We start from the raw sequence: 23,322 nt of genomic DNA, 5'->3' as shown, positions 1-23,322 counted from the left end.
GGGCCGCTTGAAACTTACGGCTGGCCCTTTCTCCTGTAAGGAAACACATCGATCACCTTCCCCGCCCGAATCGCCTCTTGCAGGCCCTTCCAATAATCCGCGTTGTACAACTCGCCATGCAGTTCATTGAATAGCTTGCGCTGGCCGATATCGGCAAACAGGAACGGCGGGAACTCCTCCGGGAACACGTCCAGCGGCCCGATGGAGTACCAGGGCTCGGAGGCCATTTCATCCTCGGGTGTACGCGGGGCGGGAATGTGGCGGAAGTTGGCCTCGGTGAGAAAGCAGATTTCGTCGTAGTCGTAAAACACCACGCGACCGTGACGGGTGACGCCGAAGTTCTTGAGCAACATGTCACCGGGGAAAATATTTGCTGCCGCCAACTGCTTGATGGCCAGGCCGTAATCTTCCAGGGCTTCGCGTACCTGTGCGGGGTTGGCATTTTCCAGGTAGAGGTTGAGCGGGGTCATGCGCCGTTCGGTCCAGCAGTGGCGGATCAGCACGGTGTCGCCTTCCACTTCGACGGTACCAGCGGCCACGTCCAGCAGTTCGCCCAGGCAATCAGGGTCGAACTTACTCAAAGGAAAGCGAAAATCGGCGAACTCCTGGGTATCGGCCATGCGCCCCACGCGGTCGACGCTTTTAACCAGGCGGTACTTTTCGATCACGGTGGCGCGGTTGACGTTTTTCGACGGTGAGAAACGGTCCTTGATGATCTTGAACACGGTGTTGAAGCCCGGCAGGGTGAACACGCTCATGACCATGCCGCGCACGCCGGGGGCCATGATGAACTGGTCGTCCGTGGTGGCCAGGTGGTTGATCAGCGCGCGGTAGAACTCCGACTTGCCGTGCTTATAGAAACCGATGGAAGTGTACAACTCGGCAATGTGCTTGCCCGGCAGAATGCGCTTGAGAAACCCGACGAATTCCGCCGGCACCGGCACATCCACCATGAAGTAGGAACGGGTGAACGAGAAGATGATCGACACCTCAGCCTCATCGGTGATCAGCGCATCGATGCGGATGCCCTGCCCTTCGCGGTGCAGCAGCGGAATCACCAGCGGCCATTGCTCATCGCGGGTATAGATGCGCCCGACCAGGTAGGCCCCTTTATTGCGGTACAGCACCGACGAAAACAGCTCGACTTTGAGGTCCGGGTCTTTGCACACCCAGTCCGGCAAGTTCTCCCGCAGTTGGGCTTCGAGTCGGTGCAAGTCGGCCGCCAGGTCGGCGTAGGGCTCGCTGAAGCGGTAGTCCTCGACGATCTGCGCGAGCATCTCGGCAATCTGCCCGGCCGGCGCGTAGACACGGGTTTGCGCCGCCCGCGCGCGGCGCAGGCTGGGCCGGGTGGTGTGGATAAACATGCAGCCGTCGCTGATCAGGTCGTGGCTGAACAGGCCACAGAAGATCGAGTTGTACCAAGTCTCGGACAATTCATCGTCGAAACGCAGGTCGATCAGGCCGATATAGGCGCTTTTCACCAGAGGCCACAGGTCGATGTCCAGCAGATCGGCGGCATCGAACCCAGCGCGCAGCCGCGTGGTGACTTCGCCGACCTTTTCTTCATACAGGTTGATCCGCGCCGCCGATGCCGCTTGGCCCAGCTGCCATTGGGCCTTTTCGAAACGCTCGCGCGCACCATCGGTGATCTGACGAAAGTGTTCGCGGTAGTCATCGAAGCCCTCAAGGATGGTGCGGGCGATGGCAAGGGCGGGCGTGGGCTGCGACATGCGGGAAACCTCGAACGGGCATCGGGAAGCCCTGAGCTTAGCCAGTGCGGGAACCCAGGAGAAGAAGGATTTTCGGCGCAGTTGGATTCAATCAGACAAAAAACCAGTGCGCACCCTGCCGTCACTGTAATCAGGGATTGTGCCGCGCAGGCCGCTGGGCAACACTCGCCGGCTTATTCGCGTAGGAAGTTTTCCGTGAGACCTGTCGACACCCTCTACCTGCTGGGACTGGCCGCTATCTGGGGCGCGAGTTTCTTGTTTATGCGCATCATTGCGCCGGAAATCGGTACGCTGCCCACCGCGTTCTTCCGCGTATCGATCGCCGCCGCCGGCTTGCTGGTAATGCTGGCCGTGATGCGGGTGAAATGGGATTTCCAGGGTAAATTCAGAACCGTCCTGCTGCTGGGGGTGATCAATTCCGGGATCCCCGCCACCATGTACTCGGTGGCCGCCCAAGTGCTGCCGGCCGGCTATTCGGCGATTTTCAACGCCACCACGCCGCTGATGGGCGTGTTGATCGGCGGGTTGTTCTTCAGCGAACGCCTGACCCCCTCGAAAATCGCCGGCGTGTGCCTGGGCCTGCTGGGCGTGGCCGTGCTGACCCGCGCCGGGCCGGTGGCGTTCGACCTGACCCTGCTGATGGGTGCCCTTGCCTGCCTGCTGGCCACCACCTGTTATGGCTTTGCCGGGTTCCTGGCACGCCGCTGGCTGGATCGACGCGGCGGCCTGGACAGCCGCCTCGCCGCTCTAGGCAGCATGCTCGGCGCGACCTTGTTTCTACTGCCATTCTTCGCCGTCAGTGCCCTATATCAGCCACCTGCCAGCTGGGGAGGTTGGCAGGTCTGGGCATCGCTGCTGGGGCTTGGATTGGTGTGTACGGCGTTTGCCTACGTGCTGTACTTCCGCTTGCTGACGGCCATCGGGCCGGTGCGCTCGATGACCACCACATTCCTGATCCCGCCGTTTGGCGTGCTGTGGGGCGCCTTATTGCTGGATGAGCCGCTGTCCATGGCTCATCTATATGGTGGGGTGTTGATCGCGGGCGCGCTGTGGCTGGTATTACGGGTAGGGAAACTGGCCAAGACCTTGTAGGCAGGTTTCATGCGGGGAGCCAGGGACGGTCGTTATACTGCCGCCCGGTATTTTCAAGGATTCCCCCCAATGCTGACCCTGCCTTGGCTGTACCTGGCACTGCTTTCCATCGGCTATGTAATGGCCCTGGTTTACGGACAATTGGGTGCACTGGCGTTGGTGTCAGTCGCCCTGCTGCTGGTCGCCGGCTACGCCGTGCGCCAACAACGCACACCCTGGGCGCGCTACCTGGGCCACGGCCTGTTTATCGTATTGGCGCTGGGCCTGGCGATGCATTGGTTGCCGGGCTTCTATAACGGCCGCGGGATCGACCCGCAACGCTTCACCCCCGATGCAGTGCCGTTCTCGATGTACCTGAATCAGGACAAACCTCTGATCGGCTTCTGGCTGCTGCTGGCCTGCCCCTGGATCGTGGCGCGGCGCGCGTTGCGCCTTTCGATCTGTGTCACCGCCCTGGCCTTGACCCTCACCGCCATCGCGGCCCTGGGCGGCGCGGCGCTGCTTGGCATCATCAGTTGGGCACCGAAATGGCCGGATCCGGCGTGGCTGTGGGTGCTCAATAATCTGCTGTTGGTCACGCTGGTGGAAGAAGCGCTGTTCCGTGGCTACATTCAAGGCGGCTTGAGCCGGCGCTTCAAGCACCTGCCCTATGGCGACAACCTCGCGCTGTTGTTGGCGTCGCTGCTATTCGGCCTGGTGCACCTGGGGGCGGGGTGGCACTGGGTGCTGCTGGCGAGCATTGCCGGGGTCGGTTACGGCTTGGCATACCGGTTTGGCGGCCTGGGGGCGGCGATTGCCACGCACTTTGGCTTGAACCTGCTTCACTTCGGCTTGTTTACCTATCCGATGCTGGCCGGTTGATTGTTGCAAAAATAAGTTAAATAAACCCCCGTGCCGGTCGATACCCCCTGAAAGCCTTGCGGATTGAACAATCATGCGTAATAACCAGCCCGTTACCCAGCGCGAACGTACCTTCCCCGCTCAGCAACGGTTGATCTCCACCACGGATGCCAAGGGCGTGATCACTTACTGCAACGACGCGTTTGTCGAGATCAGTGGGTTCAGCCGTGAAGAACTGCTGCGCGCCCCGCACAACCTGGTACGTCACCCGGATGTTCCGGCGGCAGTGTTCGCGCACATGTGGACGACGCTCAAACAAGGCTTGCCATGGATGGGCATTGTCAAGAACCGCTGCAAGACCGGCGATCATTACTGGGTGAATGCCTATGTAACGCCGATTTTCGATGGCAACCAGGTGGTCGGCTACGAATCGGTGCGGGTCAAACCCACCGCCGAGCAGATCCGCCGGGCCGAAGCGCTCTACCAACGCATCAACCAGGGCAAGTCGGCGATTCCACAGCGCGACAAGTGGCTACCGGTGCTTCAGGACTGGGTGCCTTTTATTCTGGTGAGCCAGTTGAGCTTTATGATTGGGGCCTGGCTTAACTCCCACTGGGGTTTTGCCTTGGCCGCGGCGCTGTCGGTACCCTTGGGCCTGCTGGGCCTGAGCTGGCAACAGCGCGGCCTCAAGCGCCTGCTGCGCCTGGCCGAGCAGACCACGTCCGACCCGTTGATCGCGCAGATGTACACCGACAGCCGTGGCGCCCAGGCGCGTCTGGAGATGTCGATCCTCAGCCAGGAGGCGCGTCTGAGGACGTGTCTGACCCGCTTGCAAGACACTGCCGAGCACCTCAACGATCAGGCGTCGCAGTCCAATACCCTGGCGCATAACAGCTCCAGCAGCCTGGAGCGCCAGCGCGTCGAAACCGAACAAGTGGCCACCGCCGTCAACCAGATGGCCGCGACCACCCAGGAAGTGGCCAGCCACGTGCAGCGCACCGCCGATGCCACCCAGGAAGCCAATCGCCTGACCGGTCGCGGCCGCGATATCGCCGGGGAAACCCGCGAGGCGATTCAGCGCTTGTCCACCGCCGTGGGTGAAACCGGTGTCACCGTGACCCAACTGGCCAAGGACAGCGATGAAATCGGTGGCGTGGTCGATGTGATCAAAGGCATTGCCGACCAGACCAACCTGCTGGCGCTGAACGCCGCCATTGAAGCGGCGCGTGCCGGTGAAATGGGTCGAGGCTTTGCCGTAGTGGCCGACGAGGTTCGCCAACTGGCGCAACGTACCGCCGAGTCTACCGGGCAGATCCATACCTTGATCGCCAAGCTGCAACAAACCGCCAGCGCGGCCGTGCAGACCATGGATGCCGGGCATCGCCAGGCCGAAGAAGGCGTGGCACGGGTAATGGAAGCGGATCAGGCGCTGGTGGGCATCAGCGAAGCGGTGGCGCACATCACCGATATGACCAGCCAGATCGCCGCCGCGACCGAGGAGCAAAGCTCGGTGGCTGAGGAGATCAGCCGCAATATCAGCACCATTGCACTGCTGGCCGATCAAACCTCGGAACAGGCCCTGAACTCGGCGCAATTGAGTGAAGACCTGACCCATACAGCTAATAGCCAGTATTCCTTGGTCGAACGTTTCAACCGATAGACCGCTATCGGGAGCAAGCCCCCTCCCACAGTTAACCGCGTACATCCCTTGGAATGCGGTCGAATGTGGGAGGGGGCTTGCTCCCGATTGGCCCTAACAGACGCTGAGAAACTCAGCCACCTGCACGGCCGCAGCCTCCAAATGCTGCTCATGCGTAAACCCCGAAGCCTTCAACGGCTTCAAGTCATGGTCCCCCGCCTCCAGCCACATCACCTCGATGCTCGGCGATAACGCATAAGTCTCTACCGCGGCCCGATTACCCAAAGCATCGCGCTCACCTTGCACGATCAAGGTCGGGGTCTTCAGCTCGGCCAAATGTTCGACCCGAGGCTTCTGCGGCTTGCCCACCGCATAAAACGGATACCCCAGGCACACCAACCCATCGGCGCCCAGTTCGTCGGCCACCAGACTGGCCATGCGCCCGCCCATGGACTTGCCACCGATGGCCACAGACCCAGCGACATGACGCCGCACCTCGGCATACACCTCACGCCAGGCCTGCAGCAGTTTCGGTGCCGGGTTAGGTGGGCGTTTGCCGCCGTCGAGCCGGCGCTGAGCCATATAGGGAAACTCGAAGCGCAACACGTTCACGCCTTGTGCGGCAAGGCGTGCAGCCATGTCGTTCATAAAGGTTGAGTCCATTGGCGCGCCGGCGCCGTGGGCCAGGATCAGCGTGATCGGCCCGCCCGAGGGCGCGTTGGACGCGACATCCCACAACCAGCCATGTTCCCGCGCACACTGCGCCCATTGATCCCCGTCAATACTGGCCTTGTGCTCTTTGCCCATGCTTGCCTCGCTATTTAGTCTGCCTATAACTCCAGCCCAAGTGCCGCTCGGCTTGGGTTGAACCGTGGATGGGGAACCATGAACACTACATTAAGTACCGCCTATAACTACAAGGTGGTCCGCCAATTCGCCATTATGACGGTGGTGTGGGGCATCGTCGGCATGGGGCTCGGGGTTTTTCTCGCCGCCCAATTGGTTTGGCCCGCGCTCAACTTCGATTTGCCCTGGACCAGCTTTGGCCGTTTACGCCCATTGCATACCAACGCGGTGATCTTCGCGTTCGGTGGCTGTGCGCTATTCGCCAGCTCCTTCTACTCGGTGCAGCGCACCTGCCAGACCCAGCTGTTCGCGCCGAAGCTCGCCGCGTTCTGCTTCTGGGGCTGGCAACTGGTGATCCTGCTCGCCGCAATCACCTTGCCGCTGGGCTACACCAGCTCCAAGGAATACGCCGAGCTGGAATGGCCGATCGACATCTTGATCACCATCGTCTGGGTGGCCTACGCCATTGTGTTCTTCGGCACCGTGGCCAAGCGCAACACCAAGCACATCTACGTCGGTAACTGGTTCTTCGGTGCGTTCATCATCACCGTGGCCATCCTGCATATCGTCAACAACCTGGAAATCCCGGTCAGCCTGACCAAGTCCTACTCGCTGTACGGCGGTGCGACGGATGCCATGGTGCAGTGGTGGTATGGGCACAACGCGGTAGGCTTTTTCCTCACCGCCGGTTTCCTCGGCATGATGTATTACTTCGTGCCCAAGCAAGCCGAGCGTCCGGTGTACTCCTATCGCCTGTCCATCGTGCACTTCTGGGCGCTGATCACCCTGTACATCTGGGCCGGCCCGCACCACCTGCACTACACCGCACTGCCGGACTGGGCACAGTCCCTGGGCATGGTGATGTCGCTGGTTCTGCTGGCGCCAAGCTGGGGCGGCATGATCAACGGCATGATGACCCTCTCGGGCGCCTGGCATAAATTGCGCAGCGACCCGATCCTGCGCTTCCTGGTGGTGTCCCTGGCGTTCTACGGCATGTCGACCTTCGAAGGTCCGATGATGGCGATCAAGACCGTCAACTCGCTCTCCCACTACACCGACTGGACCATCGGCCACGTACACGCCGGCGCTCTCGGTTGGGTGGCGATGATCTCCATCGGCGCGCTGTATCACATGATCCCGAAAGTCTTCGGCCGCGAGCAGATGTACAGCCTTGGCCTGATCAACGCGCACTTCTGGCTGGCCACCATCGGCACCGTGCTCTACATCGCCTCGATGTGGGTCAACGGCATTGCCCAAGGCCTGATGTGGCGTGCGATCAACGACGACGGCACCTTGACCTACTCCTTCGTCGAGACCCTGGTGGCCAGCCACCCAGGCTTCATCGTGCGGCTGGTGGGCGGCGCGGTGTTCCTCAGCGGCATGTTGCTGATGGCTTACAACACATGGCGCACCGTGCGCTCGGCACAACCTGTCGAAGCCGCCCCTGTCGCGCAGATGGCCTGAGGAGTCAGTGATGAAACACGAAACGATTGAAAAGAACGTCGGCCTGATGATGCTGCTGATGGTGCTCGCCGTGAGCATCGGCGGCCTGACCCAGATCGTCCCGCTGTTCTTCCAGGACGTGACCAACAAGCCGGTCGAAGGCATGAAGCCCTACACCGCGCTGCAACTGGAAGGCCGCGACATCTACATCCGCGAAGGCTGCGTGCAATGCCACTCGCAGATGATCCGCCCGTTCCGCGCCGAAACCGAACGCTACGGCCACTACTCGGTCGCCGGCGAAAGCGTGTGGGACCACCCGTTCCTGTGGGGCTCCAAGCGCACCGGCCCGGACCTGGCGCGCGTCGGCGCACGTTACTCCGACGACTGGCACCGTGCGCACTTGTACAACCCGCGCAACGTGGTGCCTGAGTCGAAAATGCCGGCCTACCCGTGGCTCGTCACGGCCCCGGTCGACAGCAGCCACACCGAGACCAAGTTGAACGTAATGCGCACCCTCGGCGTGCCGTACACCGACGACGACATCAAGGGCGCCGTGGCCAGCCTCAAGGGCAAAACCGAGATGGACGCGCTGGTCTCGTACCTGCAAGTGCTCGGCACTGCCATCAAGAGCAAGAGGTGAGCCATGGGATTTGAATTCGATGCGGGCACCATCCGCGGCCTCGGCACGCTGGTGGTCGCCATCGCCTTTATCGGCTTGTCGCTGTGGGTGTTCAACAATCGACGCAATGCGGAATTCGAGCAGGCGCGCCTGCTGCCGTTCGCCGACGAGCCCACCGCCCCCCCATCCGACGCTCAAGAAGAGCCTGCAATAAGGAGCACTCGGCCATGACCCTATTTTGGAGTACATGGATCTGCGTACTGACCATCGGCAGCCTGATCGGGCTGACCTGGCTGTTGATCTCCACCCGCAAGGGCGAGACCAAAGGCAGTGTCGACCAGACCATGGGCCACGCCTTCGATGGCATCGAGGAATACGACAACCCCCTGCCCCAGTGGTGGTTCATGCTGTTCGTCGGCACCTTGGTGTTCGCGGTCGGCTACCTGATCCTCTATCCGGGCCTGGGCAACTGGAAAGGCGTGCTGCCGGGCTATGAAGGCGGTTGGACCCAGGCCAAGGAATGGGAAAAGGAAATGGCCAAGGCCGATGCGAAATTTGGGCCGATCTACGCCAAATTCGCGGCCATGCCCGTGGAAGAAGTAGCCAAAGACCCACAAGCGCTGAAAATGGGTGGCCGCCTGTTCGCCTCCAACTGCGCGGTGTGCCACGGCTCGGATGCCAAGGGCGCGTACGGCTTCCCAAACCTGGCCGACAACCTGTGGCGCTGGGGCGGCTCTGCCGAGGCGATCAAGACCACCATCATGAACGGTCGCCACGCGGCGATGCCGGCCTGGGGTGAAGTACTGGGCGAAGACGGCGTGAAAAACGTCGCGGCCTATGTGCGCCACGACCTGGCCAAGTTGCCGCTGCCGGCCGATAGCACCGCCGATCTGGCCGCTGGCCAAGCCACCTTCAACACCACCTGCGTTGCCTGCCACGGCCCGCAAGGCCACGGTGTGGAAGCCATGGGCGCGCCTAACCTGACCGAACCCGCCGGTTTCATCTACGGCACCGGCCTGGCGCAATTGCAGCAGACCATCCGTCACGGCCGTCAAGGCCAGATGCCAGCGCAGGAAGCCCTGCAAGGCAATGACAAAGTGCACCTACTGGCGGCTTACGTGTACAGCCTGTCCCACAACGCTGATGGCGCAAAGCCAGAAAGCCAAGCGCAATAACCACACAAGGCCGCCCCGCCCGGGGCGGCCGCTGCTTCGTCTGTAGGAGCGGGCTTGCTCGCTCCCACACCGACCGCCCTACGCGACCAAGTGTCGCACCCGTCTAAAGCAAACCTTTCCCCTCCTCCCATTCGGGTCTACGCTTGCTTGCACAGTGGACCGATCCTGGTGTACGCGACGAGTCACGTTGCGACCTGCAAAATTTCCTGTCCACTCGATCAGCTTTCCATTTCGGATTTTGTCCTTACGCCAAACATGGAAAGGGCGCAGAATCTGGCGTGGAACGCATTGATACAGGTCAGTCATTGCGTTGCAATGACCCCTCGCTTTCTACATACTTGCGGCCGATTTTTACCTATAAAAAAACCTAAACCGTGGAACCTTAGAATGAGCACAGCAATCAGTCCGACTGCTTATAACTATAAGGTAGTCCGCCAGTTCGCCATCATGACGGTGGTCTGGGGGATCCTTGGCATGGGGCTCGGGGTCTTCATCGCCTCGCAACTGGTCTGGCCGGAATTGAATTTCGACCTGCCCTGGACGACCTTCGGTCGCCTGCGCCCGCTGCACACCAACCTGGTGATTTTCGCCTTCGGCGGATGTGCATTGTTTGCCACCTCCTACTATGTCGTGCAGCGAACCTGCCAGACGCGACTGATCTCCGATGGCCTCGCCGCTTTCACCTTCTGGGGTTGGCAAGCGGTCATCATCGGCGCCATCGTCACCCTGCCGTTGGGTTACACCACCACCAAGGAATACGCCGAGCTGGAATGGCCCATCGCCATTTTGCTGGCCGTGGTCTGGGTGACCTACGCTGCGGTGTTCTTCGGCACCATCATCAAGCGCAAGACCAAGCACATCTATGTGGGCAACTGGTTCTACGGCGCGTTCATCCTGGTGACGGCGATGCTGCACATCGTCAACCACGCGTCGTTGCCGGTCAGCCTGTTCAAGTCCTATTCAGCTTACTCGGGCGCGACGGATGCAATGATCCAGTGGTGGTACGGGCATAACGCCGTAGGCTTTTTCCTCACCACCGGCTTCCTGGGGATGATGTACTACTTCGTGCCGAAACAGGCCGAACGCCCTATCTACTCCTATCGCCTGTCCATCGTGCACTTCTGGGCGCTGATCACCCTGTATATCTGGGCCGGTCCGCACCACCTGCACTACACCGCGCTGCCGGACTGGGCGCAATCCCTGGGCATGGCCATGTCGATCATCCTGCTGGCGCCAAGCTGGGGCGGCATGATCAACGGCATGATGACCCTCTCGGGCGCCTGGCATAAATTGCGCACCGACCCGATCCTGCGGTTCCTGGTGGTGTCCCTGGCGTTCTACGGCATGTCGACCTTCGAAGGTCCGATGATGGCGATCAAGACCGTCAACTCGCTCTCCCACTACACCGACTGGACCATCGGCCACGTTCACGCTGGCGCCCTCGGTTGGGTGGCGATGATCTCCATCGGCGCGCTGTACCACATGATCCCCAAACTGTTCGGCCGCGCGCAGATGCACAGCGTCGGGCTGATCAACACGCACTTCTGGCTGGCTACCATCGGCACCGTGCTCTACATCGCTTCGATGTGGGTCAACGGCATCACCCAGGGCCTGATGTGGCGTGCGATCAACGATGACGGCACCCTCACCTACTCCTTCGTCGAAGCGCTGCAAGCCAGCCACCCGGGCTACATCGTTCGTGCCCTGGGCGGTGCGTTCTTTGCCGCCGGCATGCTGTTCATGGCCTACAACGTGTTCCGCACCGTGCGGGCCTCGGACCCCGTAGAAGCTGAAGCCGCCGCCAAGATCGCCGTTGTGGGAGCCCACTGATGAAGCATGAAGTAGTCGAGAAGAATATCGGCCTGCTGGCCTTCTTCATGGTCATCGCCGTGAGCATCGGCGGCTTGACCCAAATCGTCCCGCTGTTCTTCCAGGACGTGACCAACAAGCCGGTCGAAGGCATGAAGCCGCGCACCGCCCTTGAACTGGAAGGCCGCGACGTCTACATCGCCAACGGCTGCGTGGGCTGCCACTCGCAGATGATCCGCCCGTTCCGCGCCGAAACCGAACGCTACGGCCACTACTCGGTCGCCGGCGAAAGCGTGTGGGACCACCCGTTCCTGTGGGGTTCCAAGCGCACCGGCCCGGACCTGGCGCGCGTGGGCGGGCGTTACTCCGATGACTGGCAACGTGCGCACCTGTACAACCCGCGCAACGTCGTGCCCGAGTCGAAAATGCCGGCGTACCCGTTCCTCGTGGAAAACAAGCTCGACGGCAAGGACACCGCGAAGAAGATGGAAGTCTTGCGCACCCTGGGCGTGCCCTACACCGACGAAGACATCGCCGGTGCCGCGGCTGCCGTGAAGGGCAAGACCGAAATGGACGCATTGGTGGCCTACCTGCAGGGCCTGGGCACCATCATCAAAAGCAAACGGTGATTCTTCATGGATATCGGGATGATTCGTGGCCTGGGCACCGTTGTGGTGATGGTGGCCTTTGTCGGCCTGGCGCTGTGGGTGTTCAGCCCCAAGCGCAAGTCGGAGTTTGACGACGCAACCATGCTGCCCTTTGCGGATGACCCCGAAGCCATCAAGCACGTCGAGCAAGCTTCTAGGAGTAACAAAGAATGACTACGTTCTGGAGTCTGTACGTCACAGTCCTCAGTCTGGGTACCATCTTCGCCCTGACCTGGCTGCTGCTGTCGACCCGCAAGGGCCAGCGCGCCGAGCAAACCGACGAAACCGTCGGCCACTCGTTCGACGGCATCGAGGAGTACGACAACCCGCTGCCCAAGTGGTGGTTCATGCTGTTCGTCGGCACCATCGTGTTTGCCCTTGGTTACCTGGTGCTGTACCCGGGCCTGGGCAACTGGAAGGGTCTGCTGCCGGGCTATAACTACCTCGACAACGACAAGCAAACCCCCTTCGCCAACGGTCAGACCGGCTGGACCGGCGCGCACGAATGGGAGAAGGAAATGGCCCGCTCGGACGCCAAGTTCGGGCCGATCTTCGCCAAATTCGCCTCGATGCCGATCGAAGAAGTCGCCAAGGATCCGCAAGCGCTGAAAATGGGCGGCCGCCTGTTCGCCTCCAACTGCTCGGTGTGCCACGGCTCCGACGCCAAGGGCGCCTATGGTTTCCCCAACCTGACCGACGCCGACTGGCGCTGGGGCGGCGAACCTAACACCATCAAGGAAACCATCCTCAAAGGCCGCCACGCGGTGATGCCAGGCTGGGCCGAAGTGATTGGCGAACAAGGCGTGGCCGATGTGGCCGGTTTTGTGGTGACCAAGCTCGATGGTCGCAAGTTGCCTGAAGGGGCCAAGGCCGACGTGGCCAACGGCGAAAAACTCTTCGCCGCCAACTGCGTGGCCTGCCACGGCCCCGCCGGCAAAGGCACCCCGGCCATGGGCGCCCCCGACCTGACCCACCCCGGCGCGTTCATCTACGGTTCGAGCTTCGCTCAGTTGCAGCAGACCATCCGCTACGGCCGTCAGGGCCAGATGCCTGCGCAGGAACAACTGCAAGGCAACGACAAGGTGCACTTGCTCGCGGCGTATGTGTACAGCCTGTCTCATGCAGACAAAAAGGCCGCGGAGCAGTGAGACTGATCGTTATTTAGCAACACAGAAACAACCCATGTGAGAGGGGGCTGGCCCCCGATAGCAGTGGGCCAGTCATGCCTTTATTGACTGACACTCTGCTATCGGGGGCCAGCCCTTCTCACATTGCATCTCTGGCATTTTTGAAGGTCGAACCGGCAAAACCGTCCATACTTCCCAAGTCAATTGATCCAGATCACGTACACCATCAATTGATTTCCCCCAACGCGACCAAAGGTCGCACCCTTGGCGTACCATCGGGGGCGTATCATTACGCTACTGCAACATCCTTAATTTGACCCCGGTTGGCACGTACTGGCCGAGGCAAATCTCCACCGCCGTGGGATGCAATGATGAGCGACCAAATACCGGTACATGACGTTACCCCGCCTGCCAAACATTCAAGCCAGACGGTCGATCTCTACGCCGCGCGCGAGAAGATCTACACCCGTGCCTTCACTGGCCTGTTCCGCAATCTGCGCATGCTCGGCGGTGCCGCGCTGTTCCTGCTCTACTTCGGCACGGTGTGGCTGAACTGGGGCGGTCACCAGGCTGTGTGGTGGAATTTGCCGGAACGTAAATTCTTTATTTTCGGCGCAACCTTCTGGCCTCAGGACTTCATCCTGCTGTCTGGCATCCTGATCGTCGCCGCGTTCGGCCTGTTCTTTATCACGGTGTACGCCGGGCGCGTGTGGTGCGGCTATACCTGCCCGCAAAGCGTGTGGACGTGGATCTTCATGTGGTGCGAAAAGGTCACCGAAGGCGACCGCAACCAACGCATCAAGCTGGACAAAGCGCCGATGAGCGCCAACAAATTCCTGCGCAAGTTCAGCAAGCACAGCCTGTGGCTGATCATCGGTTTCGTCACCGGCATGACCTTCGTCGGTTACTTCTCGCCGATCCGCGAACTGGTCTTCGACTTCTTCACCGGCCAGGCCGATGGCTGGTCGTATTTCTGGGTCGGTTTCTTCACCCTTGCCACCTATGGTAACGCCGGTTGGCTGCGCGAACAGGTGTGCATTTACATGTGCCCTTATGCGCGTTTCCAGAGCGTGATGTTCGACAAGGACACCCTGATCGTCTCCTACGACCCACGCCGTGGCGAACTGCGCGGGCCACGTAAAAAAGGCGCCGACTACAAGGCCCAGGGCCTGGGCGACTGCATCGACTGCACCATGTGCGTACAGGTATGCCCGACCGGCATCGACATCCGTGACGGCCTGCAGATCGAGTGCATCGGCTGCGCGGCGTGCATCGATGCCTGCGACAACATCATGGATAAGATGGAGTACCCACGCGGCCTGATCAGCTACACCACCGAGCACAACCTGTCCGGCCAGAAAACCCACAAGCTGCGTCCACGTCTGATCGGCTATGCGTTGGTATTACTGGCGATGATCAGCCTGTTGGTCACCGCGTTTTTCATGCGTTCGCTGGTGGGCTTCGACGTCAGCAAAGACCGCGTGCTGTTCCGCGAAAACGCCGAAGGCCGCATCGAAAACGTCTACAGCCTGAAGATCATGAACAAGGACCAGCGCGACCACACCTACGTGCTCGATGCCGCCGGCCTGCCGGATCTCAAGTTGCAGGGCCGCCGCGAGATCAAGGTGTCCGCCGGCGATATCGTGAGCATGCCGGTGGAACTGTCGAGTGCGCCGGAACAAGTGCCATCGAGCACCAACGAGGTGACGTTCATCCTCAAGGATGCCGATGACCCGAGCATTCACGTCGAAGCCAAGAGCCGATTCATCGGCCCTCAGGTCCGTTAACCCAACGTTGTTAAACAGAGAGCCGAACAATGCCCGTAGCCACTGCCGCAAGCCCTTGGTACAAGCACCTCTGGCCTTGGATCATCATCGGTATCCTCGCCTGCTCGGTGGCCTTGACCTTGTCCATGGTGACGATCGCGGTGAACAACCCTGACAACCTGGTCAACGACAACTACTACGAGGCCGGCAAAGGCATCAACCGCTCCCTGGATCGTGAACGCCTGGCCCAGACCCTGCAGTTGCGCGCCAAGCTGCACCTGGACGAACTGACCGGCGAGGTCGAGCTGAACCTCACCGGCTACAGCAACCCCAACACCCTGCAACTGAACCTGATTTCACCGACCCAGCCGGAGAAAGACCGCAAGATCAACCTGACCCGCAGCGACAGCGAGCCGGGCCGCTACCTGGGTCAGGTGACCGATAAAGTCGAAGGCCGCCGTTTCGTGGAGCTTTTGGGTGTGGAAGGCGACAAGACCTGGCGCCTGTTCGAGGAAGAAGAAGTCAGCCACGACAAAGACTTACTGCTGGGAGATGAGCCCTTGCAAGGCGCCGAAGACCTGAAGAAGTAAACACTCTGCGCTTCGCACGTCGCGGCCCCGCCCCTCCCTGCGAGAGCCGGGCTGGCCCGCGACGAGGCCCTACCAGCCCCTAAAGATTCCAAGCCATGACCACCCCGCTTCCCTGCTACCACTGCGCCCTGCCCGTGCCGCCCGGCAGCCGGTTCACCGCTCAGATCCTCGGCGAGCGCCGTGAACTCTGCTGCCCAGGTTGCCAGGCGGTGGCCGAAGCGATTGTGGCCGGGGGCCTGGAAAGCTATTACCAGCATCGCAGCGAAGCCTCGGCCAACCCCGAAGCGCTGCCGGTACAACTGGTGGAGGAGCTGGCGCTGTATGACCGCGCCGACGTGCAAAAACCCTTTGTGCGCCATGACGGCGAACTGGCCGAAACCACCCTGCTGATGGAAGGCATCAGTTGCGCGGCGTGTGGCTGGCTGATCGAAAAACACCTGCGCAGCCTGCCCGCCGTGGCCGAGGCACGGCTGAACCTGTCCAACCATCGCTTGCAGGTCCGCTGGGCCGATGGGCAACTGCCGTTGAGCCAGGTGCTCAGCGAACTGCGCCATATCGGCTATGCCGCCCACCCGTATCAGGCGGACCGCGCCGCTGAGCAATTGGCCAGTGAAAACCGTCTGGCCCTGCGCCAACTGGGCGTGGCCGGGTTGCTGTGGTTCCAGGCGATGATGGCAACCATGGCCACTTGGCCGGAATTCAATATCGACCTGAGCCCAGAGCTGCACGTCATCCTGCGCTGGGTAGCGATGTTTCTGACCACCCCCATCGTGTTCTACAGCTGCGCGCCGTTTTTCAAAGGCGCGTTGCGCGACCTGCGCACCCGCCATCTGACCATGGATGTGTCGGTGTCCCTGGCGATTGGCGGCGCCTACCTGGCGGGCATCTGGACCGCCATCAGTGGCGTGGGCGAGCTGTATTTCGATGCAGTGGGCATGTTCGCGCTGTTCCTGCTGGCCGGGCGCTATCTGGAACGCCGCGCCCGCGAACGCACCGCCGCCGCCACTGCGCAACTGGTCAACCTGCTGCCGGCGTCGTGCCTGCGCGTGCAAAGCGATGGCCAGAGCGAGCGCATCCTGCTCAGCGAACTGGCCGTGGGCGATCGCGTGCGCGTACACCCAGGCGCGGTGCTGCCGGCGGACGGAGTGATCCTCGACGGTCAGTCCAGCATCGACGAGTCACTACTGACCGGCGAGTACCTGCCGCAAGCGCGCCAGGTGGGCGATAGCGTCACCGCCGGCACCCTCAATGTGGAAGGCGCGCTGACCGTTGAAGTACGTGCCCTGGGCCACGACACCCGCCTGTCCGCCATCGTGCGCTTGCTGGAACGGGCCCAGGCCGAGAAACCGCGGCTGGCCCAGATCGCCGACCGTGCCGCGCAATGGTTCCTGCTGGGCTCGCTGCTCGCCGCCGCGCTGATCGGCCTGTGGTGGTGGCAGTTGGACGCGTCGCGGGCGTTCTGGATCGTACTGGCGATGCTGGTGGCGACCTGCCCGTGCGCCTTGTCGCTGGCCACACCCACCGCCCTCACCGCCGCCACCGGCACCCTGCACAAACTCGGTTTGCTGCTGACCCGCGGCCATGTGCTGGAGGGTCTTAACCAAATCGACACGGTGATTTTCGACAAGACCGGCACCCTCACCGAAGGCCGCCTGGCGCTGCGAGCGATTCGCCCCTTGGGCCCGTTGGACAGCGATGCCTGCCTGGGCCTGGCCGCCGCCCTGGAAAACCGTTCAGAGCACCCGATTGCCCGTGCTTTCGGGCGTGCGCCGCTGGCTGCCGATGAAGTGCTGAGCACCCCCGGCCTCGGCCTGGAGGGTCGCGTGGGCGAGCGCCTGCTGCGCATCGGCCAGCCGGGGTTCGTGTGTGAACTCAGCGGCTGCGCCTTGCCCGCCTCACCCGACGAAGCCGGACAATGGCTGCTGCTGGGTGACCGCCAGGGCCCGCTCGCCTGGTTCGTGCTCGACGACCGCCTGCGCAGCGACGCACCGGCCTTGCTGCAAGCCTGCCAGGCACGCGGCTGGCGCACCCTGCTGCTCTCGGGGGACAGTTCGCCGATGGTCGCCAGCGTCGCGCTTGAGCTGGGCATCGACGAGGCCCACGGCGGCCTGCGTCCCGACGACAAACTGCAAGTGTTGCAACGCCTGCACCAGGAAGGCCGCAGGGTGTTGATGCTCGGCGATGGAGTCAACGATGTGCCGGTGCTCGCCGCCGCGGATATCAGTGTGGCCATGGGCTCGGCCACCGACCTGGCCAAGACCAGCGCCGACGCGGTGCTGCTGTCCAACCGCTTGGATGCGCTGGTGCAGGCCTTCAGCCTGGCGCGGCGCACCCGACGGGTGATCATTGAAAACCTGGTGTGGGCGGGGCTATACAATGGCCTTATGCTGCCGTTCGCCGCCCTCGGCTGGATCACGCCCATTTGGGCGGCGGTGGGCATGTCCCTCAGTTCGTTGACCGTGGTGCTCAACGCCCTGCGCCTGACTCGCCTGCCGAGCGCGCCGGCCGCCAGCGCCCCTCAAGTAACCCGCCCGCTGCCGGCTTGAGCCGCGCGGGCATGGAGTGCAGATGCCAGCTTTATACGTGATGATTCCGGCGGCGCTGCTATTAGTGGGCGTCGCCATCTACATCTTCTTCTGGGCCGTGGACAGCGGCCAGTACGACGACCTCGACGGCCCGGCCCACAGCGTGCTGTTCGATGACCAGGACCCCAACCACTTGGCCGGCGTCGAAGAAGCCAACAGCCCCGAGCAACCGCCCAAGCCCCAAGAACCACCCCATGCTTGAACTGGCGCCGTTACTGGTTTCCGCGCTGATCCTCGGCCTGCTCGGTGGCGGCCATTGCCTGGGCATGTGCGGTGGACTGATGGGCGCGCTGACCCTGGCCATCCCTCAAGAGCAGCGCAGCCGTCGGTTTCGTCTGCTGCTGGCGTACAACCTGGGGCGCATCCTCAGCTACGCCTGCGCCGGGCTGCTGATCGGCATGGCCGGCTGGGCCGTGGCCAATAGCCCGGCGGCCATGATTCTGCGGGTGTTGGCCGGTCTGCTGCTGATCAGCATGGGCCTGTACCTGGCCGGCTGGTGGAGCGGTCTGACCCGTATCGAACGCCTCGGGCGTGGCCTGTGGCGGCATATCCAGCCGATTGCCAACCGTTTGCTGCCGGTGTCCAGCCTGCCCCGCGCGTTGTTGCTGGGCGCGCTGTGGGGCTGGTTGCCGTGCGGGTTGGTCTACAGCACCCTGCTCTGGGCCGCCAGCCAAGGCAATGCGCTGGACAGTGGTTTGCTGATGCTGGCGTTCGGCCTGGGCACCTGGCCGGTGTTGCTGACCACCGGGCTGGCGGCGGAACGCGTCACTGCCTTACTGCGCAAGCGCAGCGTGCGCATGGCCGGCGGTGTGCTGGTGGTGCTCTTCGGTATCTGGACCCTGCCCGGCCCGCATCAGCACTGGTTGATGGGGCATTGAAACGCCGTGTGGCATAGCGCCGCTCCCCGTTGACGCAAATCAAGGCGCCCCCTACGGCCAACCCCTAGACTCGGCCCACTAGCCTATCCGGGGGACGCCCGCATGCTCGACGCCATTCGTTGGGACACCGATCTGATTAACCGCTACGACCTGGCAGGGCCGCGCTACACGTCCTACCCGACCGCCGTGCAATTCGACAGCCAAGTCGGCACATTCGACTTGCTCCACGCCCTGCGTGACAGCCGCAAGGCCACACGGCCGCTGTCGCTGTACGTGCATGTGCCGTTCTGCGCGAACATTTGCTACTACTGCGCCTGCAACAAGGTCATCACCAAGGACCGAGGCCGCGCCCACGCCTACCTGCAACGCCTGGAGCAGGAGATCCAACTGGTGGCTTGCCACCTGGACCCCAAGCAGCCGGTGGAGCAACTGCACTTCGGCGGCGGCACTCCGACCTTTCTCAGCCACGACGAACTGCGCCAGGTCATGACCTGCCTGCGCCAGCACTTCAACCTGCTAGACGATGACTCCGGCGACTATGGCATCGAGATCGACCCGCGCGAAGCCGACTGGGCCACCATGGGCCTGCTGCGCGAGCTGGGCTTTAACCGCGTGAGCATCGGCGTGCAAGACCTCGATCCCGAGGTCCAGCGCGCAGTGAACCGTCTGCAAAGTCTGGAAGAAACCCGCGCGGTGATCGACGCGGCGCGCACCCTGCAATTTCGTTCGATCAACATCGACCTGATCTACGGCTTGCCTAAACAGACGCCGATCAACTTCGCGCGCACCGTGGAGGAAGTCATCAAGCTGCAGCCGGACCGCCTGTCGGTGTTCAACTATGCGCACCTGCCGGAACGTTTCATGCCGCAACGCCGCATCAACAGCGACGAACTGCCCTCCCCGGCGCAAAAACTGTTGATGCTGCAAACCACCATCGAACAACTGACCCAGGCCGGCTATCGCTACATCGGCATGGACCACTTCGCCCTGCCCGACGACGAGCTGGCCATCGCCCAGGAAGAGGGCCGGCTGCAACGCAACTTCCAGGGTTACACCACCCATGGTCATTGCGATCTGATCGGGCTTGGGGTGTCGGCCATCAGCCAGATCGGCGATCTGTACTGCCAGAACAGCAGTGACCTGAATACCTACCAGAACACCTTGGCTGGCGCGCAACTGGCCACCAGCCGTGGCCTGGTCTGCACCACGGACGATCGTTTGCGCCGTGAAGTAATTCAGCAACTGATCTGCAATTTCAGCCTGGCTTTCGAACCTGTCGAGCAGGCTTTCAATATTGATTTTCGCGGGTATTTCGCCGATCTCTGGCCGCAACTGGAGGCGATGGCCACGGATGGTCTGATCGCCCTCGACGAACACGGCATTCGCGTGCTGCCGGCCGGCCGACTGCTGGTGCGTTCGGTGTGCATGGTGTTCGATGCGTACTTGGAGCACCAGAACCGGCAGCGGTTTTCGCGGGTGATCTGAAGGGCAAGCCCCGGCGCGGTGAGGGCCGGGCTTGCGTTAACCTCTATACTATTGGTGCTTTTTTGTACAGGCTGGCCTGACTGCCCACAGTGCGTTACCCTTACGCATTATGTGTGATTCCCCACAAGGATTTTAGTAATGTCCGAGCCAGTCAAGCTGCGCGCTCATAACCAGGCCCATTGCAAGGATTGCAGCCTGGCCCCCCTCTGCCTGCCACTTTCGCTGAATCTGGAAGACATGGATGCGCTGGACGACATCGTTAAACGCGGTCGCCCGCTGAAGAAAGGCGAGTTTCTGTTTCGCCAGGGCGACAAGTTCGATTCCGTCTATGCAGTACGCTCCGGCGCGTTGAAGACATTCAGCCTGAGCGACGGCGGCGAGGAACAAATCACCGGTTTCCATCTGCCGAGTGAACTGGTGGGGTTGTCGGGCATGGACACCGAGATTCACCCGGTATCGGCCCAGGCGCTGGAGACGACCTCGGTGTGCGAGATCCCCTTCGAACGCCTGGATGAGCTGGCGCTGCAATTGCCGCAACTGCGCCGCCAATTGATGCGTGTGATGAGCCGCGAGATCCGCGACGATCAACAAATGATGCTGCTGCTGTCGAAGAAAACCGCCGACGAGCGCATCGCCACCTTCCTGGTTAACCTCTCTGCCCGTTTCCGCGCCCGTGGGTTCTCGGCCAACCAGTTCCGCTTGAGCATGTCGCGCAACGAAATCGGCAACTACCTGGGGCTGGCGGTGGAAACCGTGTCCCGCGTGTTCACCCGTTTCCAGCAGAACGAACTGCTCGCCGCCGAAGGCAAGGAAGTGCATATCCTCGACCCGATCCAGCTGTGCGCGCTGGCCGGTGGCTCCATAGAAGGTTGATGCAGACACCTGCGGCCGCGCCAATCGGCAAGGTCGCAGGTATACTTCGAGTCCGTTTTCCGCACCCAGGACTCCTCGACGATGACCTTCGACTCGTTCGACATCAAATCCCTGATCCGCCCTGTCATCGACTTCCCCAAGCCTGGGGTGATCTTCCGTGACATCACCCCGCTGTTCCAATCGCCCAAGGCCCTGCGCCTGGTGGCGGACAGCTTTGCCCAGCGCTACGTCGAAGCCGAGTTCACCCACATTGGCGCGATGGATGCTCGTGGTTTTCTGATCGGTTCGATCATTGCTTATCAGTTGAACAAGCCGCTGATCCTGTTTCGCAAGCAAGGCAAACTGCCGGCCGATGTGCTGGCCGAGGGTTACCAGACAGAATACGGCGAAGCCTTCCTGGAAGTGCACGCCGACAGCTTGTGCGAAGGCGACTCGGTGCTGATATTCGATGACCTGATCGCCACTGGCGGTACGCTGATAGCCGCTGCGAACCTGGTACGGCGCATGGGTGCGAAGGTGTTCGAAGCCGCCGCAATCATCGACCTGCCGGAGCTGGGTGGCTCGCAGCGCTTGGAAGACATGGGCATCCCGGCGTTTTGCCTGACGCAGTTTTCATTGACTGAACGCTAATGGCACTGACCATCACAAGCCCATCTGCTTGCTGATGATTTCGTTCATTACCTCCCGAGTCCCCCCGCCGATGGACAGGATGCGGTTGTCGCGATACAGCCGCTCCACCAGATTGCCGCGCATATAGCCCTGGCCGCCGAGGATCTGCACGGCGTCGTAGGTGACGCGGTCGGCGGTGTCGGTGGCCAGGTTCTTGGCCATGGAAATTTCCTTGATCACACTTTTGCCCGCCGCCATCTTCGCTGCCTGGCGGTAGGTGAACTCCCGCGAGACTTCCACGGCCGTGGCCATTTCCGCCAAGCGATGCTTGAGCACCTGGAATTTACCGATGGGTTTGCCGAACGCCTCACGCTGAGCGGCCCATCGCAGGCTCTGTTCAAGGGCCATCTGCGCGGTCATATTGGCCATCAATGCCAGAGCCAGGCGTTCGCTTTGGAAGTTGCCCATGATGCAGGCGAACCCCATGTTCTCGGCGCCGATCAGATTGCCGACGGGCACTGGGCAGTCATCGAAGAACAACTCAGCCGTGTCCGACGCCCACCAGCCCATCTTCTTCAGTGGTGGACCGACGGTAAAACCAGGGGTGTTTTTTTCGATCAACAGCAGGCTGATACCGGCAAATCCCGGCCCACCGGTGCGCACCGCCACGGTGTAGAAGTCGGCGCGCACGCCGCTGGTAATAAAGGTTTTGCTGCCGCTGACGCGGTAACAGTCGCCGTCGCGCACGGCGCGGGTGTGCAGGTTGGCCACATCGGAACCGCCACCCGGCTCGGTAACCGCCAGAGCAATGACCTTCGCCCCTGCCAACACCTGCGGCACCACTCGCTCGCGCACTTCGGGCCGTGCCCATTTGACGACCGGCGGCAAGCCGATATCCAGCGAACCGAGCCCCGCGACAACGCCGCCGGAGCCGCAGCGCATCAACTCTTCGCTGGCCGCAACCTTGGCGAACAAATCGCCTTCGTGACTGCCACCCAATGATTCTGGATACCCGATGCCAAGGATCCCCGCCGCACCGGCCTTGTCGTAGAGTTCGCGGGGGAAACTTTGCGCCTCCTCCCATTGCTCGATGCCCGGCAGCATCTCGCGCTCGACAAAGCGACGCACGCTGTCGCGGATCAGCTGGTGATGGGGGTCGAAGTAATCCTGATAGGCAGACATCGGCAAACTCCACGCAACGGTGGAGAGAAATTACCAAGCGCTTGCTTGGTTAACAAGCATTCGAAAAAACGTAGTGCCAAAGAAATCCGAACTGAACCCGCCACACACTTGTTGCGGCGAAGCGGCCCTGTATCCAGACACTGCGGTGGGTCAGGCGGAAACGGTTGCCAGGTTGTAGGGCTGCTTCGCAGCCCAGCGCAGGGCAAGCCTGCTCACTACACGGGGAGCGGCGCACATGCTTGCAGTGGTGAGCGGGCTTGCCCCGCGCTGGGGCGCGAAGCGGCCCTGTCTGCAGGCGCTGCGGTGTGTCAGGCGGAAACGGTTGCAAGGTTGTGGGGCTGCTTCGCAGCCCAGCGCAGGGCAAGCCTGCTCACTACACGGGGAGCG

22 protein-coding genes are annotated in these 23,322 nt (G+C 62.0%); 19 read left to right on the top strand and 3 right to left on the bottom strand.

What is annotated here, in order from left to right:
* Window positions 1-14: 14 nt before the first annotated feature.
* Window positions 15-1,730 carry a bifunctional isocitrate dehydrogenase kinase/phosphatase gene (gene aceK, locus K1567_RS24275; RefSeq protein WP_034099662.1) on the bottom strand — a complete coding sequence of 572 codons (1,716 nt, stop codon included), beginning with the start codon at window positions 1,728-1,730 and terminating at the stop codon, window positions 15-17.
* Window positions 1,731-1,925: 195 nt separating this feature from the next.
* Between aceK and K1567_RS24270 the strand changes: the two genes are divergently transcribed.
* The 3 genes from K1567_RS24270 to K1567_RS24260 all read left to right on the top strand — a co-directional run bounded on the left by K1567_RS24270 (window position 1,926) and on the right by K1567_RS24260 (window position 5,322).
* Window positions 1,926-2,822, top strand: coding sequence for a DMT family transporter (locus K1567_RS24270; protein WP_099311953.1), 897 nt, complete (start codon window positions 1,926-1,928; stop codon window positions 2,820-2,822).
* A 69-nt stretch (window positions 2,823-2,891) separates the two neighbouring features.
* A complete protein-coding gene (locus K1567_RS24265) occupies window positions 2,892-3,683 on the top strand; it encodes a CPBP family intramembrane glutamic endopeptidase (protein WP_034114789.1) in 792 nt (263 codons plus the stop codon).
* 73 nt (window positions 3,684-3,756) lie between these two features.
* Window positions 3,757-5,322, top strand: a complete 1,566-nt coding sequence (locus K1567_RS24260; protein WP_040269076.1) for a PAS domain-containing methyl-accepting chemotaxis protein — start codon at window positions 3,757-3,759, stop codon at window positions 5,320-5,322.
* 93 nt (window positions 5,323-5,415) lie between these two features.
* Here the strand turns inward: K1567_RS24260 and K1567_RS24255 are convergent, their stop codons facing one another.
* The gene (locus K1567_RS24255; protein WP_169868054.1) at window positions 5,416-6,108 is read right to left on the bottom strand and encodes an alpha/beta family hydrolase; all 693 of its coding nucleotides are present in this window, start codon (window positions 6,106-6,108) and stop codon (window positions 5,416-5,418) included.
* Between the two features lie 78 nt (window positions 6,109-6,186).
* Here K1567_RS24255 and ccoN (K1567_RS24250) point away from each other — a divergent pair, with 78 nt between their 5' ends.
* The 16 genes from ccoN (K1567_RS24250) to K1567_RS24175 all read left to right on the top strand — a co-directional run bounded on the left by ccoN (K1567_RS24250) (window position 6,187) and on the right by K1567_RS24175 (window position 21,774).
* Window positions 6,187-7,611 (top strand): cytochrome-c oxidase, cbb3-type subunit I, encoded by a 1,425-nt coding sequence (gene ccoN, locus K1567_RS24250; RefSeq protein WP_034138921.1) that lies wholly within the window; start codon window positions 6,187-6,189, stop codon window positions 7,609-7,611.
* A 10-nt stretch (window positions 7,612-7,621) separates the two neighbouring features.
* Entirely contained in the window at window positions 7,622-8,230 is a 609-nt protein-coding gene (ccoO, locus tag K1567_RS24245; protein ID WP_034099669.1) for a cytochrome-c oxidase, cbb3-type subunit II, read from the top strand.
* Between the two features lie 3 nt (window positions 8,231-8,233).
* A complete protein-coding gene (locus tag K1567_RS24240; protein ID WP_034099670.1) occupies window positions 8,234-8,440 on the top strand; it encodes a cbb3-type cytochrome c oxidase subunit 3 in 207 nt (68 codons plus the stop codon).
* A complete protein-coding gene (gene ccoP, locus K1567_RS24235) occupies window positions 8,437-9,384 on the top strand; it encodes a cytochrome-c oxidase, cbb3-type subunit III (protein WP_034114792.1) in 948 nt (315 codons plus the stop codon). The genes K1567_RS24240 and ccoP (K1567_RS24235) overlap by 4 nt, the downstream gene beginning before the upstream one ends.
* Window positions 9,385-9,771: 387 nt before the next feature.
* The gene (gene ccoN, locus K1567_RS24230; protein WP_040269079.1) at window positions 9,772-11,214 is read left to right on the top strand and encodes a cytochrome-c oxidase, cbb3-type subunit I; all 1,443 of its coding nucleotides are present in this window, start codon (window positions 9,772-9,774) and stop codon (window positions 11,212-11,214) included.
* The gene (gene ccoO, locus K1567_RS24225) at window positions 11,214-11,822 is read left to right on the top strand and encodes a cytochrome-c oxidase, cbb3-type subunit II (RefSeq protein WP_003193167.1); all 609 of its coding nucleotides are present in this window, start codon (window positions 11,214-11,216) and stop codon (window positions 11,820-11,822) included. The genes ccoN (K1567_RS24230) and ccoO (K1567_RS24225) overlap by 1 nt, the downstream gene beginning before the upstream one ends.
* A 6-nt stretch (window positions 11,823-11,828) precedes the next feature.
* Entirely contained in the window at window positions 11,829-12,014 is a 186-nt protein-coding gene (locus K1567_RS24220; RefSeq protein ID WP_020372609.1) for a CcoQ/FixQ family Cbb3-type cytochrome c oxidase assembly chaperone, read from the top strand.
* The gene (ccoP, locus tag K1567_RS24215; RefSeq protein ID WP_169868055.1) at window positions 12,011-12,988 is read left to right on the top strand and encodes a cytochrome-c oxidase, cbb3-type subunit III; all 978 of its coding nucleotides are present in this window, start codon (window positions 12,011-12,013) and stop codon (window positions 12,986-12,988) included. The genes K1567_RS24220 and ccoP (K1567_RS24215) overlap by 4 nt, the downstream gene beginning before the upstream one ends.
* A 350-nt stretch (window positions 12,989-13,338) precedes the next feature.
* A complete protein-coding gene (gene ccoG / locus K1567_RS24210; protein ID WP_034099674.1) occupies window positions 13,339-14,754 on the top strand; it encodes a cytochrome c oxidase accessory protein CcoG in 1,416 nt (471 codons plus the stop codon).
* Between the two features lie 29 nt (window positions 14,755-14,783).
* On the top strand, window positions 14,784-15,323 hold the full coding sequence (locus K1567_RS24205) for a FixH family protein (protein ID WP_034099675.1): 540 nt from the start codon (window positions 14,784-14,786) through the stop codon (window positions 15,321-15,323).
* Window positions 15,324-15,418: 95 nt separating this feature from the next.
* On the top strand, window positions 15,419-17,869 hold the full coding sequence (locus K1567_RS24200; RefSeq protein WP_047881288.1) for a heavy metal translocating P-type ATPase: 2,451 nt from the start codon (window positions 15,419-15,421) through the stop codon (window positions 17,867-17,869).
* 22 nt (window positions 17,870-17,891) lie between these two features.
* Window positions 17,892-18,110, top strand: a complete 219-nt coding sequence (gene ccoS, locus K1567_RS24195) for a cbb3-type cytochrome oxidase assembly protein CcoS (RefSeq protein ID WP_034099677.1) — start codon at window positions 17,892-17,894, stop codon at window positions 18,108-18,110.
* Window positions 18,103-18,786: a sulfite exporter TauE/SafE family protein gene (locus K1567_RS24190; RefSeq protein ID WP_220698940.1), complete on the top strand. Its 684-nt coding sequence runs from the start codon at window positions 18,103-18,105 to the stop codon at window positions 18,784-18,786. The genes ccoS and K1567_RS24190 overlap by 8 nt, the downstream gene beginning before the upstream one ends.
* Window positions 18,787-18,888: 102 nt before the next feature.
* Complete coding sequence (hemN, locus tag K1567_RS24185; RefSeq protein ID WP_034099679.1) at window positions 18,889-20,271, top strand: oxygen-independent coproporphyrinogen III oxidase; 1,383 nt, start codon at window positions 18,889-18,891, stop codon at window positions 20,269-20,271.
* Window positions 20,272-20,409: 138 nt separating this feature from the next.
* A complete protein-coding gene (gene fnrA / locus K1567_RS24180) occupies window positions 20,410-21,144 on the top strand; it encodes a Crp/Fnr family transcriptional regulator FnrA (RefSeq protein WP_034099680.1) in 735 nt (244 codons plus the stop codon).
* 81 nt (window positions 21,145-21,225) lie between these two features.
* Entirely contained in the window at window positions 21,226-21,774 is a 549-nt protein-coding gene (locus K1567_RS24175) for an adenine phosphoribosyltransferase (RefSeq protein WP_034099681.1), read from the top strand.
* A gap of 12 nt (window positions 21,775-21,786) precedes the next feature.
* Here K1567_RS24175 and K1567_RS24170 read toward each other — a convergent pair whose 3' ends face one another.
* Window positions 21,787-22,935 carry an acyl-CoA dehydrogenase family protein gene (locus tag K1567_RS24170; protein ID WP_047881287.1) on the bottom strand — a complete coding sequence of 383 codons (1,149 nt, stop codon included), beginning with the start codon at window positions 22,933-22,935 and terminating at the stop codon, window positions 21,787-21,789.
* Window positions 22,936-23,322: the final 387 nt, after the last annotated feature.

The organism is Pseudomonas sp. S5F11 (assembly GCF_019641515.1).
Lineage (GTDB): Bacteria > Pseudomonadota > Gammaproteobacteria > Pseudomonadales > Pseudomonadaceae > Aquipseudomonas > Aquipseudomonas rhodesiae.
The sequence above is the reverse complement of the archived record's forward strand: the minus strand, read 5'-3'. Positions and strand labels throughout refer to the sequence as shown.

Bases quoted from the DNA above. Each gene is read 5' to 3' on its own strand.
- K1567_RS24175 (WP_034099681.1), top strand. From the start codon at position 21,226: ATGACCTTCGACTCGTTCGACATCAAATCCCTGATCCGCCCTGTCATC.
- K1567_RS24255 (WP_169868054.1), bottom strand. From the start codon at position 6,108: ATGGGCAAAGAGCACAAGGCCAGTATTGACGGGGATCAATGGGCGCAG.
- ccoN (WP_040269079.1), top strand. From the start codon at position 9,772: ATGAGCACAGCAATCAGTCCGACTGCTTATAACTATAAGGTAGTCCGC.
- ccoS (WP_034099677.1), top strand. From the start codon at position 17,892: ATGCCAGCTTTATACGTGATGATTCCGGCGGCGCTGCTATTAGTGGGC.
- fnrA (WP_034099680.1), top strand. From the start codon at position 20,410: ATGTCCGAGCCAGTCAAGCTGCGCGCTCATAACCAGGCCCATTGCAAG.
- K1567_RS24220 (WP_020372609.1), top strand. From the start codon at position 11,829: ATGGATATCGGGATGATTCGTGGCCTGGGCACCGTTGTGGTGATGGTG.
- K1567_RS24240 (WP_034099670.1), top strand. From the start codon at position 8,234: ATGGGATTTGAATTCGATGCGGGCACCATCCGCGGCCTCGGCACGCTG.
- aceK (WP_034099662.1), bottom strand. From the start codon at position 1,730: ATGTCGCAGCCCACGCCCGCCCTTGCCATCGCCCGCACCATCCTTGAG.
- ccoG (WP_034099674.1), top strand. From the start codon at position 13,339: ATGAGCGACCAAATACCGGTACATGACGTTACCCCGCCTGCCAAACAT.
- K1567_RS24205 (WP_034099675.1), top strand. From the start codon at position 14,784: ATGCCCGTAGCCACTGCCGCAAGCCCTTGGTACAAGCACCTCTGGCCT.
- ccoP (WP_169868055.1), top strand. From the start codon at position 12,011: ATGACTACGTTCTGGAGTCTGTACGTCACAGTCCTCAGTCTGGGTACC.
- K1567_RS24200 (WP_047881288.1), top strand. From the start codon at position 15,419: ATGACCACCCCGCTTCCCTGCTACCACTGCGCCCTGCCCGTGCCGCCC.
- K1567_RS24260 (WP_040269076.1), top strand. From the start codon at position 3,757: ATGCGTAATAACCAGCCCGTTACCCAGCGCGAACGTACCTTCCCCGCT.
- hemN (WP_034099679.1), top strand. From the start codon at position 18,889: ATGCTCGACGCCATTCGTTGGGACACCGATCTGATTAACCGCTACGAC.
- ccoO (WP_003193167.1), top strand. From the start codon at position 11,214: ATGAAGCATGAAGTAGTCGAGAAGAATATCGGCCTGCTGGCCTTCTTC.
- K1567_RS24170 (WP_047881287.1), bottom strand. From the start codon at position 22,935: ATGTCTGCCTATCAGGATTACTTCGACCCCCATCACCAGCTGATCCGC.
- ccoN (WP_034138921.1), top strand. From the start codon at position 6,187: ATGAACACTACATTAAGTACCGCCTATAACTACAAGGTGGTCCGCCAA.
- K1567_RS24190 (WP_220698940.1), top strand. From the start codon at position 18,103: ATGCTTGAACTGGCGCCGTTACTGGTTTCCGCGCTGATCCTCGGCCTG.
- ccoP (WP_034114792.1), top strand. From the start codon at position 8,437: ATGACCCTATTTTGGAGTACATGGATCTGCGTACTGACCATCGGCAGC.
- ccoO (WP_034099669.1), top strand. From the start codon at position 7,622: ATGAAACACGAAACGATTGAAAAGAACGTCGGCCTGATGATGCTGCTG.
- K1567_RS24265 (WP_034114789.1), top strand. From the start codon at position 2,892: ATGCTGACCCTGCCTTGGCTGTACCTGGCACTGCTTTCCATCGGCTAT.